Source organism: Streptomyces sp. NPDC001220 (assembly GCF_053597895.1).
In genome coordinates this window covers 269754-281310 of sequence record NZ_JBSFJE010000008.1, presented here as the reverse complement: position 1 = coordinate 281310, position 11557 = coordinate 269754, and the positions used below count along the sequence as shown (strand labels likewise).

Annotated in this window: 11 protein-coding genes and 1 pseudogene; 6 read left to right on the top strand and 6 right to left on the bottom strand. The window is 71.5% G+C overall.

The window, feature by feature from the left end:
* Positions 1-105: 105 nt before the first annotated feature.
* Complete coding sequence (locus ACWDGI_RS21305) at positions 106-612, top strand: MarR family winged helix-turn-helix transcriptional regulator (RefSeq protein ID WP_450761184.1); 507 nt, start codon at positions 106-108, stop codon at positions 610-612.
* A 95-nt stretch (positions 613-707) separates the two neighbouring features.
* Here ACWDGI_RS21305 and ACWDGI_RS21300 read toward each other — a convergent pair whose 3' ends face one another.
* The 3 genes from ACWDGI_RS21300 to ACWDGI_RS21290 form a co-directional block, all read right to left on the bottom strand.
* Entirely contained in the window at positions 708-1139 is a 432-nt protein-coding gene (locus tag ACWDGI_RS21300) for a universal stress protein (protein WP_450761384.1), read from the bottom strand.
* Positions 1140-1390: 251 nt separating this feature from the next.
* Entirely contained in the window at positions 1391-2617 is a 1227-nt protein-coding gene (locus tag ACWDGI_RS21295) for a glycoside hydrolase family 88 protein (protein WP_450761183.1), read from the bottom strand.
* A 174-nt stretch (positions 2618-2791) separates the two neighbouring features.
* On the bottom strand, positions 2792-3004 hold the full coding sequence (locus ACWDGI_RS21290) for a hypothetical protein (RefSeq protein WP_450761181.1): 213 nt from the start codon (positions 3002-3004) through the stop codon (positions 2792-2794).
* Between the two features lie 234 nt (positions 3005-3238).
* Between ACWDGI_RS21290 and ACWDGI_RS21285 the strand changes: the two genes are divergently transcribed.
* Positions 3239-3643: a hypothetical protein gene (locus tag ACWDGI_RS21285; RefSeq protein ID WP_450761179.1), complete on the top strand. Its 405-nt coding sequence runs from the start codon at positions 3239-3241 to the stop codon at positions 3641-3643.
* Here ACWDGI_RS21285 and sigJ read toward each other — a convergent pair.
* Positions 3589-4635 (bottom strand): annotated as a pseudogene (gene sigJ / locus ACWDGI_RS21280) (RNA polymerase sigma factor SigJ). The gene ACWDGI_RS21285 and the pseudogene sigJ overlap by 55 nt on opposite strands.
* 158 nt (positions 4636-4793) lie before the next feature.
* Here sigJ and ACWDGI_RS21275 point away from each other — a divergent pair.
* A complete protein-coding gene (locus ACWDGI_RS21275) occupies positions 4794-5423 on the top strand; it encodes an LUD domain-containing protein (RefSeq protein ID WP_450761178.1) in 630 nt (209 codons plus the stop codon).
* A gap of 387 nt (positions 5424-5810) precedes the next feature.
* Positions 5811-6731 (top strand): NADP-dependent oxidoreductase, encoded by a 921-nt coding sequence (locus ACWDGI_RS21270; protein ID WP_450761176.1) that lies wholly within the window; start codon positions 5811-5813, stop codon positions 6729-6731.
* A gap of 50 nt (positions 6732-6781) precedes the next feature.
* Here ACWDGI_RS21270 and ACWDGI_RS21265 read toward each other — a convergent pair whose 3' ends face one another.
* Positions 6782-7507, bottom strand: coding sequence for a class I SAM-dependent methyltransferase (locus tag ACWDGI_RS21265; protein WP_450761174.1), 726 nt, complete (start codon positions 7505-7507; stop codon positions 6782-6784).
* On the opposite strand from ACWDGI_RS21265, the gene ACWDGI_RS21260 reads away from it, so the two are divergent.
* Both ACWDGI_RS21260 and ACWDGI_RS21255 read left to right on the top strand, forming a co-directional pair.
* Positions 7484-7729 (top strand): hypothetical protein, encoded by a 246-nt coding sequence (locus ACWDGI_RS21260; protein ID WP_450761172.1) that lies wholly within the window; start codon positions 7484-7486, stop codon positions 7727-7729. The two genes, ACWDGI_RS21265 and ACWDGI_RS21260, sit on opposite strands and share 24 nt — an antisense overlap.
* Before the next feature lie 430 nt (positions 7730-8159).
* Positions 8160-10556, top strand: a complete 2397-nt coding sequence (locus tag ACWDGI_RS21255; protein ID WP_450761170.1) for a glycoside hydrolase family 65 protein — start codon at positions 8160-8162, stop codon at positions 10554-10556.
* A gap of 138 nt (positions 10557-10694) precedes the next feature.
* Here ACWDGI_RS21255 and ACWDGI_RS21250 read toward each other — a convergent pair whose 3' ends face one another.
* Positions 10695-11486, bottom strand: coding sequence for a COG4705 family protein (locus tag ACWDGI_RS21250; RefSeq protein ID WP_450761168.1), 792 nt, complete (start codon positions 11484-11486; stop codon positions 10695-10697).
* Between the last annotated feature and the right edge of the window lie 71 nt (positions 11487-11557).

Sequence of the window (11557 nt, the reverse complement as noted above, 5' to 3'; positions counted from 1 at the left end):
CCGCTCCGGGACACCCGGGAGGGCCCGGCCACGACGCCGGAAACACGCGTCCGGGCGGAGGCGCGGAAGTATGAACATTCAAACGTGACTGGTTACAGTGCGCGCATGACCACGACGCCACGCTGGCTGAACCCCGAGGAACGACGGGCGTGGCTCGCCTACGTCCAGTTCTCCACCCACCTGTCCGACCACCTCAATCGCCAGCTGCGGCGCGACGCGGGCATGACCCACGCCGACTACACCCTGCTCGCCCACCTGTCCTCGGTCCCGGATCACAGCCTGACCATGTCCGAGCTGGCCGAACGCCTGAAGATCACCCGGAGCCGGCTCACCCACGCCGTGACCCGTCTTCAGGAGGCCGGTTACGTCGACCGCCGTGAGGACCCCGGCAACCGTCGCAACCAGTTCGCCGTCCTCACCGAGGAGGGCATGCGCCTCCTGGAGCGCGCGGCCCCCGGCCACGTGGAGGCTGTCCGCCGGGCCGTCTTCGACGCCCTGACCCCCGAGCAGGTGGCTGAGTTCGCCGCGGTCGGTGAGGCGATCAACGCCGCGCTCCAGCGGATGGACGCCGACGGTGGCGAACGGGAGGCGCTGCCCTGGCGTCGACGCTAGGGGACGGCGTCGGCTCGCGCGGAGGGCCCGCATGCGGGAGCCCCGGGGCCGCCGCGGACAGGAAGGTCCGCGGCGACCCCAGGGCTCGCATCAGGTCAGTCCTGGTCCTGGCTCTCCGGGGCGAGCAGGATCGCGGTGTGGGTGTGGTGCGCGACGGCATCGCTGACCCGCGGGTCGAACAGCGCCTGGGCGGCGCTGCGGTGGTGCGGGCTCAGCACGATGAGATCGGCGCCGAACTCCTCGGCGGTCTCCGAGATGGCGGCGGCGACCTGGGTGGTGAGCCCCCTCAGAAGGGTTCCCTCGGCCTTGACGCCCTGGTCCCGGAGGGCGGCGAGCGCCTCGTCGAGAACGGCCTGGGCCTCGGTGTCGCCTTCCAGCGGGACGACCGCCGCGACGGAGGCGGCGGAGGCGATGACGTGTACGACGCGGACCTCGGCGTTCGCGAGCCGCGCCAGCTCGCCGGCCAGCCGTACGGCGGAGCGGCGGGCGGGGCTGGGATCGACGGCGACGAGGATGCGCTGGAACACGGACACGGTACTTCCCCTTTCGGGGCGCGGAAGGTCCACTCGGTGGTCTGGGACGCCGGCTGCCGGCGTGACGGCTCGGCGCGTCCGGCGCCGAACGAGTTCTTCCGTCCCCATGGTGTGATCATCTCACCACCGGTCGGCGCGAGGGACAGTGATCCATGTAACAGCCACTGAACTGCGGGAGGCCGGCCGGTGCCGCCCCGGCGGGCGAACGCGGCGCCCACTGTCGCCGCGCCCGCGCGCCGTCGCGGTCAGGGCATGGTGAGGTCGATGGCGCGGTCCAGCGCCTCGCGGTGGAGGACCCGGTGGATGCCTTCGAGGAGGTAGTAGTCGGCGTAGGGGAGGGAGACCTCGATGCCGTCCTCGGCGGGCCGGTTGCGGGTGCAGCGGGCGACAACGGCGTCCGCCCGGGTGGAGGCTTTGGTCAGGCAGGTCTGTGCGAGCGCGGTCAGCAGCCGCAGGGCGACGCCGCGGTACTTCTGATGGCCGGTCGCGGCGGCCAGGTCGAGGAGCCCGCAGGCCATGATGGCTCCGGCGGACGCGTCCTTGATGTCGTGGGGGTGCTGGGGTGCCCGGTAGTCCCAGACCGGCACGTGGTCGGGGGTGAGCACGCCGATGGCGTAGTCGGCGAGGCGCGTCGCCGTGGTGAGGAACCGGCGGTCGGCGGTACGGCGGTAGAGGGTGGTGAATCCGTAGATCCCCCAGGCCTGTCCGCGGGACCAGCAGGAGGTGGGGCTGTACCCCTGGACGGTGTTGGGGCCGATGGGGGCGCCGGTCGCCGGGTCGAGGTCCCAGACGTGCGGGGTGGAACCGTCGGCCCGTGGGAAGAGGCGCTGGGCTGTCTCGGCGTGGGCGACGGCGATGTCGAGATAGGCGGTGTCACCGGTCTGCTGTGTGGCGAAGACGAGCAGATCAAGGTTCATCATCGTGTCCATGATGATGCGCCCGGCGTTGGCGGGGTCGTCCAGCGCACCCCAGGCGCGCAGGAACCGGCCGTGCGGGTTGTAGCGCCGGCTGAGGGAGTCGGCCGCCTGGATGGCGCCGGTGCGCCACTGGTCGTCTCCGGTCAGCCGCCAGGCGGTGACCCAGGAGGGGGTGAACAGGAATCCGAGGTCGTGGGTGGTGGTGTCGGTGCGGCGGGGGGCGAGCTTGCGGGCGGAGTCCAGGGCGAGGGTGCGGAACCGGTCGTCGTCGGTGTGGAGCCAGCACATCCACAGGGTGCCGGGCCAGAACCCCCCGACCCAGTCGCCGTTCTGGGAGTAGGTCCACTTCTCGAACTTGGTCACGACCGGGAAGCCGCTGACGCCGGGTGCGACGGCGCGGACCTTCTCGACCGCGTAGTCGGCGGCGGCCGTGAGGATGTGCGTGGTGGCGGCCGGCACGTGCCCGGCCTCGGCGTGCGCGGGCAGAGGTACGCCGGCGTAGGCGGCCGCGGCGCCGCCGGCCGTGGCCAGCACGGCCCGACGGGAGATGGACATGACTGCCTGCCTCTCCAACTGGACTGTGGTGCACAGAAGTTGAAGGAGTGTGGCATGCAGGCTCAGACCATGTACACCCATGTGCATGATGTTCATGTGTGTGAATGCGGGTGCTGCGTGCTGGGCCGGACCGGTGGGTAACTCGTCCAGGGCGTGAAGGTCGGCAGGGCTGTCCTAGTCGTGATCGGTGGCGAGGGCGACGTGCCGCCAGGCGTCCATCTCCTTGCGGAAGGTGTCCAGTTTGGCGTCGAAGGCTTGCAGGGTGTCGGCTCCGAGCGGGAGGCGCAGGGGCGGCTCGGGGGTGGCGGCCATCTCGACGATGGCGCGCGCGGCCTTGACCGGGTCGCCGGGCTGGGCGTGGTTCAGGCTCGCGGCGGCCGTACGCATCGCGCCGGCCGTGGGGGCGTAGTCGTCGATGGCGTTCCAGGGCGGAGCGCTGCTGGATCAGGCGGCCGGCGAGTCGACACCCCTGCGAGACGCGCTGTACGGAGCCCTGGCCTACGTCGAGTCGTTCGCCGCGGAACGTTGACCCGCGGCGAACCGACCCTCAAGCCCGCAGCACTCAGGAAACGTCGGAGACGACTCGGCGGGGCGCTGGCTGGGACTGGATAGGGTGGTCGGATGTTCGATCGTCTGGAGATCGTGGTGTTGCCGCCCGGACCCCGGTTCGCCGCGCAGGTGCGGTTCCGGGTCAACGGCGAGGACGTGGTCGAGGAGGCGGTCGGCCCGGGCGGACGCGGACCGTACGCGGTCGATGCGCTGCCGGCCGGCCGCCCCAGCCCGTTTCGGGCGTCCGCAGAGGCGCTCCGCCTGGAGCTGGGGGAGCCGGACTGCACCGGTGGCTGCTGCGGCTTCCTGACCGTGGTCGTCCAGCGGTTCGGGGACATCGTGCAGTGGTCGGACTGGGAGGTGCCGCGGGTGGGGAACAGCCCCGTGCCCCACGCTCCGCCGGACCTCCACTTCGACGCGTGTCAGTACGACGCCGAGTTGGCTCGCGTCGAGGCCGACCGCTGGTGGCAGGCGTAACACCCGTAGGCGGAGGGGCCCGAGAGCGAGGACGGCCGTGGTGCCGCCGGTCGGTCTGTCGTCGTCCAGTGGCGGAGTTTCTCGGGGTTGCGCATGACCCAGATGTGTGTGATCCGGTCGCCCGCGACGTCGAACGCGAACACCGTCACGACGACGCCGTCCTGTACGGCCACCAGCCCGGGCTGACCGCTGACCGTACGCTCGAGGAGCGCCATGGTGCCGGGCCTGCGACGGGCGATCTCCAGCCAGGCGTGGGCGATCCGCTCGCCGCCCTCGATGGGGTGCAGGAAGGTCGTGGCGAGTCCGCCGCCGTCGGCGGTAGCCGTGGCGGCGGGGTCGAGCAGGCCGACGAGCGCGTCGATGTCCTGGGCCTCCCATGCCCGCCTGAAGTCCCTGACGACTCCGGCGCGCTCGGCCGTCGGAGCCGCGGAAGGCCGCGCGGCCCGGACCCGGCGGCGGGCCGAGGAGGCCAGCTGACGGCATGCCGCCGGGGTACGTCCCACGATCTCGGCCACCTCGGCGAAGGAGTGGCAGAAGACGTCGTGGAGGACGAACGCGACCCGTTCGGCCGGGGTCATCGATTCGAGCACGACAAGGAAGGCCAGACTGACCGACTCGTCCAGGGTGACCCGGTCGGCCGGGTCGGCGGTGGTGCCGCCGGGCCGCCCGGTGGTCCATTCCGCGCGTTCGGGCAGCGGCTCGGGGATCCATTCGCCCACGTAGGTCTCCCGCCGGACCCGGGCGGAGCCGAGCACGTTGAGGCAGATGCGGCCTGCGACCGTCGTCAGCCAGGCGCCGGGGGAATCGATGGCGTCCCGCTGCCCGGGGGACAGCGCGTACCAGCGGGTGTAGGTCTCCTGGACGGCGTCCTCGGCCTCGGCCACTGAGCCCAGGAGCCGTTAGGCGATGTTCATCAGCTGTCGCCGCTCGCTCATGATCGCGTCCAGGCCCGGATCGGCCTGTCCGTGTCCTTGCCCGGATCGCGTGGTCATGGTGGCGATGTCTCCCTCGGTCGCAGCTGTCCTCATCGGTTCGACAAGACGGCGCACCGGAATGTGAGGTCCGCTCGCCGCCTGACGTTCCGCCGGGCTGTGTTGTCGAACCGGTGAGACGGACACATCATCCAGCGAACAGGAACCCCGGAGACACCATGACCACCCCCATACCGGCAACACAGTTCGCCGCCCCGGCGCCCGAGCAGCGCCTGGAACGGGCGGCCGCGGCACTGACCGCGCACGGCTTCACCGTGGAGATCCTCGACGACGCCGCAGCCGCGCGCACCCGCGTCAAGGAACTGATACCGGAGGGCGCCGGCGTGTTCACCGCCGCCAGCGAGACCCTCCGCCTGTCCGGCATCGACGAGGACATCAACGCGGGCGGACGGTACCAGGCCGTCAAGCCACGCGTCCTGGCCATGGACCGCGGCACCGGCGCCGACGACATCCGGCGGCTGCTCGCCTGTCCCGACGTCATCGTGGGCAGCGTCGCCGCGCTCACCGAGACCGGCTCCCTCGTGGTGGCCTCGGGCAGCGGGAGCCAACTGCCCGGCTACGCCGGCGGCGCGGGCCGCGCGATCTGGATCGTCGGGGCGCAGAAGGTGGTACCCGACCTGGACACCGCGCTGCGGCGCGTCGAGGACCACTGCCTCCCGCTGGAGAGCGCCCGCACCCGGGAGGCCTACGGATGGCCGAGCGCCGTCAACCGGCTCCTCATCCTCAACGCGGAACACCAGGCCGGACGCGGCACGGTCCTGCTGCTCCGCGAAGCCATCGGATTCTGACCTGCCGGCTGCCCGGGCGGAGGCGCCCGCGATGTTCGAGCGGGAGCTACGGCATCCCGGTACCGCCCTCGCCCACCAGGTGCGGGCGGCCCGCTGAAGGGTGTCGCCGAGTGGCGGCAAGGCACCCGAATGGCGACGATGCAGCCAGGAGCACGGGAGACAGCACAGGGCGAGGACTCTTTTTGGTGATGACCTGACCCGGGGGACCCGGATCGGTCAGCCGGCCGCGGAACCGGCCCGGCAGCGACCGACCCCGTTCCTCGACGGGTACCAGGCACGGCTGGACAGCCTCGCCCGAACGGTCTCCGAGAAGTCCGCGCGCCGGCCCCCCGGGCCCGGACGTTCGCACGCGCAGGCCCGTTCACGGAGCAGACAGGAGGAACGCTCATGCAAGCCGTCACCGTCAGCGACCGCGACGCCGGAGTCAGCGGGCTGACCCTGACCGACCTGCCGTATCCCCATGCCGCGGAGAACGACGTGATCGTGCGGGTGCATGCCGCGGGATTCACCCGGGGAGAGCTCACCTGGCCCGGGACATGGACGGATCGCGCCGGCCGTGACCGAACCCCGAGCGTGCCCGGGCACGAGGTCTCGGGTGTCGTGGCGGAGCTCGGATACGGCACCACCGGTCTCACGGTCGGCCAGCGCGTCTTCGGCCTGACCGACTGGGCCCGCGACGGATCGCTGGCCGAGTACGTCGCCGTGGAGGCTCGTAACCTGGCCCCGCTGCCCGCGGACGTCGACCATACGGTGGCGGCCGCGCTGCCGATCGCCGGTCTGACGGCCTGGCAGGGCCTGTTCGACCACGCGCGGATCGTGACCGGCCAGACCGTCCTGATCCACGGCGCCGCGGGGAGCGTCGGCTCGCTGGCGGTACAGCTCGCGCGAGAGGCCGGTACCCGCGTGATCGGCACCGGCCGCCCCGCCGACCGGGACACCGTCCTCGCGCTCGGCGCGCACACGTTCCTGGACCTCGACACCGGGCGGATGGCGGACGCCGGTGAGGTCGACGTGGTGTTCGACGTGATCGGCGGTGACGTCCTCGACGGTTCGGCCGCGCTGGTGCGGGCGGGCGGCACGCTCGTCTCGATCGCCCAGCCGCCCACGGTCCGGCCCGAGGACGGCCGGGCGCTCTTCTTCGTCGTGGAACCCGACCGGGCGCGCCTCGCGGACCTGGCGCAGCGGCTCCGGGACGGACGTCTCCGGGTGCGGGTCGGCGCGGTCCGCCCGCTGACCGAGGCGGCCGCGGCCTTCGCCCCCGAGCGTCGCGTCCCCGGCAGGACGGTCATCAGGATCGCCGGGGACTGAACCTGCGGTCCGCGCGAAACTCGATCGCGACCGGTGTGGCACCTCGAAGGTCACGGACGTCGTGCCACGAAGACGAACTCCCTTCCCGGTCGGTCAGGCGCGTCGCGGACCTCGTCGACCACATAGCCCTGCGCGGCCAAGTCCCGCTCGACCTCGGCCCGTTCTCGGAACCGCAACGTCGAATCCGAGGTCAGCACCTCTGCGTCCGCAGCGAAGCCGTAGGTCCCGCGGAAGGTCACCAGGGGCGGGCTCACCTCGATCACCTGGACCCAGCTCTCGACGGAGCCGACGCCCGGGATCTCCGTCACGCGATGGGAGAGTTCGCGGGTCCACTCCTCCCAGGCGCGTCGGGCCGGATCACGGGTCTCGAAGACCAGACGCCCGCCGGGCCGCAGCGCTTCGTAGGTTCCGCGCAACGTCGTCCGCCACGTCTGTGGATCGACGATGGCCTGGGCGACGTTCGCGGTCATCGTCACGAGGTCGACCTGCAGCGGCGGCAGGTCGGTCGCATCACCCCGGATCCAGCGCACTCGCTCGCTTCCGGGCTTGGCCCGAGCGACATCGACGGACGCCGAGGCGGGATCGACACCGACGACCTCGATCCCCCGGTCGGCCAGGAGAAGCGCGAACACTCCAGTGCCGCAGCCGATGTCCAGGACCTGATGCGCCCCGAACTCCGCTGCCATTCCGAGATAGGCGTCGAGATCGCTGCGGTCGGGGTCGAGGGGATCGTAGATCGCGGCGAGCCGTGGATGCCCGAAACACTCGTCAGCCATCTGGAGAGCGTAGGGGAGACCGGGTCCCGGAGGCTTGACCCATGCAACTTCGAGCACCTGAAACCCCAGCTCGACGACGGCGGCGCACAGCCGACCAGCTACCCCGCCGCGGTGAGCAAGGGCCGCGACCACCTGTGGACCGGCGCTGTCGACGGCCTGCGCATCAACCGGACCGTCTACGACTTCGAAGCCGACGGAGTCAGAACCCGCAGGGCCGGCTGAGCGAGACACCCGCTATCGGCGGCGGCGGCCATCCCCGGCGCCTGCCACCGGTGCGTGTACCAACTGGCCGTGCGCGTGCCGCAGTCCGACTCGTAGCCCGCCCCACGCGCCGGCCGTCGCCATGGCCGCCGTGCGGTGCCTCGACCGAGCGGGTGCCTTCCGGCGTGCCGGACGGTGCGTGCGAAGCGTCGGCCGTGGGCACCACCTAGCCTCGACGCCGTGCTGACCCGGACCGTGAAAGTACCTGCGGCTGCCCGGAAACGCGCTGTTCGACGAACATCTCCGCAAACGCGTCACAAGCGAGGCGACTGACTTTGTGCCCTTCGAGGCGGTGGACGACCACGACGAACGCAGGGACGGCCGGCTCCGCGAGGACGGGGTGCCGGGCGGACCTCGTGGTCAGCGGTCCGGCCGAGATCCTGGAGTCGCGGTGATCATTCATCCCAGTTTCACGGTGGAGCCCTGGTGCCTGCGTGAGAACGAGCTGAACCTGGACCTGCTCGCCCAGAGCGAGTCGGTGTTCGCCCTGTCCAACGGGCACATCGGCTGGCGAGGCAACCTCGACGAGGGGGAGCCCCACGGGCTGCCCGGCGCTTATCTCAACGGCGTGTTCGAGCGGCATCCCCTGCCCTACGCGGAGGCCGGCTACGGGTATCCCGAGTCCGGCCAGACGATGATCAACATCACCGACGGCAAGATCATCCGACTGCTGGTGGACGATCACCCGTGCGATCTGCGCTACGGCCGGCTGCTGGAGCACGAGCGGGTTCTGGACTTCCGGACCGGTGTGCTCAGCCGTACCGCACGGTGGATGTCTCCCGGCGGCCGTACGGTCCGCATCACCTCGCGGCGGCTGGTGTCCTTCACCCAGCGGGCGGTGGCCGCGGTCGTGTACGAGGTCGAGCCGGTCGACGGACCGGTCACGGTGGCCGTTCAGTCGGAACTCGTCGCGAACGAACAACTGCCCAGTCTGCAGGGCGATCCGCGGGTCGCCGCGGCGATCGAGTCCCCGCTGACGCCGGAGGAGAGCTTCGCACAAGGCACCCGGCTGCGGCTGCTGCACTGCACCGACCGCAGCGCGCTGCGGGTGGGAGCGGCGGCCGACCATCTGGTCGAAGGGCCGGAGAGCACCCGGTGGACGGCACAGAGCGAGCCCGACGTCAGTCGACTGACGGTGACGGCGGACCTGGCGCCCGGGCAGCCGCTGCGGCTGTTCAAGTTCGTGGCCTACGGCTGGTCCGCGGAGCGTTCGCTGTCGGCCGTGCGCGACCAGGTGGACGGCGCGGTGGCGGCGGCGGTCAGCGCCGGCTGGGACGGGCTGGTGGCGGGGCAGCGGGCGTATCTGGACGAGTTCTGGGCCGGAGCGGACGTGGAGGTCGAGGGCGACGCGCAGATCCAGCAGGCGGTACGGTTCGCGCTCTTCCACGTGCTCCAGGCGGCCGCCCGGGGCGAGAACCGGGCGATTCCCGCGAAGGGGCTGACCGGGACCGGGTACGACGGGCACTCGTTCTGGGACACCGAGTCCTACGTGCTGCCGGTACTGACGTTCACCGCCCCGGAGGCCGTCGCGTCGGCGCTGCGCTGGCGGCACCGCATGCTGCCGGCGGCGCGGGCACGCGCCCGTGAGCTGAACCTCGCGGGGGCCATGTTCCCCTGGCGGACGATCGACGGTTCGGAGTCGTCCGCCTACTGGCCGGCCGGGACGGCTGCCTTCCACATCAACGCGGACATCGCCATGGCGGCCGTCCGGTACGTCATGGTCACCGGAGACGAGGAGTTCGAGCGGAACGAGGGCCTCGACCTCCTCGTCGACACCGCCCGGCTGTGGCGTCGCCTCGGCCACCACGACACCGACGGTGTCTTCCACATCGACGGCGTCACCGGACCCGACGAGTACAGCGCCATCGCGCGGGACAACCTGTACACCAACCTGATGGCCCGCCAGAACCTGATGGCCGCCGCGGACGTGGCCGCGCGTTATCCGGACCGGGCCGAGGAACTCGGTGTCGACGACGAGGAGACCGCCGGCTGGCGCGAGGCCGCGGTCCGGATGGCGATGCCGTACAACGAGACCCTCGGCGTGCACGAGCAGTCGGCCGGCTTCACGGACTTCCAGCACTGGGACTTCGACGCCACCCCACCCGAGCACTACCCGCTCCTGCTGCACTACCCCTACTTCGACCTGTACCGCAAGCAAGTGGTGAAGCAGGCCGACGTGGTACTGGCGATGCTGGAGTGCCCGTACGCCTTCACCGACGAGGAGAAGGTACGCAACTTCGCCTACTACGAGGCGCTGACCGTCCGGGACTCCTCCCTGTCGGCGTGCTGCCAGGCGGTGCTCGCGGCCGAGACCGGGCATCTGCGACTGGCCTACGCCTACCTCGCCGAGGCCGCGCTGATGGACCTCGACGACCTGGAGCACAACACCCGTGACGGTCTCCACATCGCCTCCCTCGCGGGGACCTGGCTCGCCCTGGTCGGCGGCTTCGGCGGCCTGCGGCGACACCTTGACGACGACGGGAAGCCGGGCCTGCTCGGGTTCGCACCGCGGCTGCCCGAAGCGCTGTCCAGGGTGGCCTTCACGGTGCAGACACGCGGACGGAGGCTGAAGGTCGACATCGGGCGGACCCGTGCGCGCTACCAGCTGGTGGAGGGGGAACCGCTGACCGTGCTCCATTTCGGCGAGCCGCTGACCGTGACCGTCGATGAGCCGGTGGACCGGCAGGTCCCGCCCGGCTCGGTCCGCCCCGAGCCCCAGCAGCCGCGCGGCCGCCGCCCGGAGGGCCTGCCGAGCGAGGAGGAGCACCACGAAGAGACACCGGCCTGACCTCGGCTCCTTCGCGGCCGCTGGGCCGGCCGCGAGGACATGGGCGGCCGCATGCGTGCACCCGGCTACCGCCACTGCCGCACCCGCGGCGTGATCCTCGAGGACCTCGTCCGCCGGGCCGCTCCCGCGTGCCGCCGGTCAGGCCGTGGTGCGGGTGCGGGTGTCGCGCTGTGACAGGGCGAGAGAGCAGACGAACGCGACGATGGCGACCGTCCATGCCAGGGTGACCGGCCCCAGTCCCAGGCCGAGGCCGCCGCGGCTGTGGCCGAGGGCCATCCAGTCGGCGAGGGAGGCACCGAGGGGCCGGGTGATGACGTACGCCGTCCAGAAGGCGGCCACCGCGTTCAGGGCGCCGAAACGGTGCGCCACGGCGGGGACGCAGATGGCGGCCGCGAAGAGGACGGCCGATCCGAGGTAGCCGAAGCCGGTGGTGGCGGTGAGGTCGCCGGCCGCGGTGCCGAGGGCGAAGGTGGCGAGAACGGCGGCCCAGTAGAACACCTCGCGCCGACGGGTGCGGATGCCGTGGATGGACAGCGTCCCCTCGCTCGCGTACCAGAGTACGAAGACCGCGGTCAGTACGACGAGGAAGGCCGGGGTCGACACGGTGTACGGCACGCCCAGGCCGACGTGCAGGACATCGGCGGCCATGGTGCCGAACACGCTGACCATGACGACGGCGGTCCAGTAGGCCCAGGCGACGTATCTGCGCAGAGTGAACTGGACGGCCAGGGAGGCCACCAGGGCCAGACCGCCGAGCGCGACCGCCGGTACCGGGCCGAACAGGTGGGCCAGGAGGTCCGACGCCGTCTCGCCCATACCGGTGGTCAGCACCTTGATGATCCAGAAGTAGACGGTCACCTCCGGCACCTTGTTCGCCATCCGGCGAACGGGAGTGAGGGGACGGTCGTCGACGACGTGCTCTGCGGTCATGATCCGCACGATGGCACTCCCCGCCTGAACGCATCCTGAACAGCGCACTCGGCAGCTGCGGCACGTAGTAC

Excerpts from the sequence above, each read along its gene's own strand:
- ACWDGI_RS21275 (WP_450761178.1), top strand. The coding sequence starts at position 4,794 with ATGACCACCCCCATACCGGCAACACAGTTCGCCGCCCCGGCGCCCGAG.
- ACWDGI_RS21250 (WP_450761168.1), bottom strand. The coding sequence starts at position 11,486 with ATGACCGCAGAGCACGTCGTCGACGACCGTCCCCTCACTCCCGTTCGC.
- ACWDGI_RS21260 (WP_450761172.1), top strand. The coding sequence starts at position 7,484 with ATGCCCGAAACACTCGTCAGCCATCTGGAGAGCGTAGGGGAGACCGGG.
- ACWDGI_RS21290 (WP_450761181.1), bottom strand. The coding sequence starts at position 3,004 with ATGCGTACGGCCGCCGCGAGCCTGAACCACGCCCAGCCCGGCGACCCG.
- ACWDGI_RS21295 (WP_450761183.1), bottom strand. The coding sequence starts at position 2,617 with ATGTCCATCTCCCGTCGGGCCGTGCTGGCCACGGCCGGCGGCGCCGCG.
- ACWDGI_RS21265 (WP_450761174.1), bottom strand. The coding sequence starts at position 7,507 with ATGGCTGACGAGTGTTTCGGGCATCCACGGCTCGCCGCGATCTACGAT.
- ACWDGI_RS21285 (WP_450761179.1), top strand. The coding sequence starts at position 3,239 with ATGTTCGATCGTCTGGAGATCGTGGTGTTGCCGCCCGGACCCCGGTTC.
- ACWDGI_RS21305 (WP_450761184.1), top strand. The coding sequence starts at position 106 with ATGACCACGACGCCACGCTGGCTGAACCCCGAGGAACGACGGGCGTGG.
- ACWDGI_RS21270 (WP_450761176.1), top strand. The coding sequence starts at position 5,811 with ATGCAAGCCGTCACCGTCAGCGACCGCGACGCCGGAGTCAGCGGGCTG.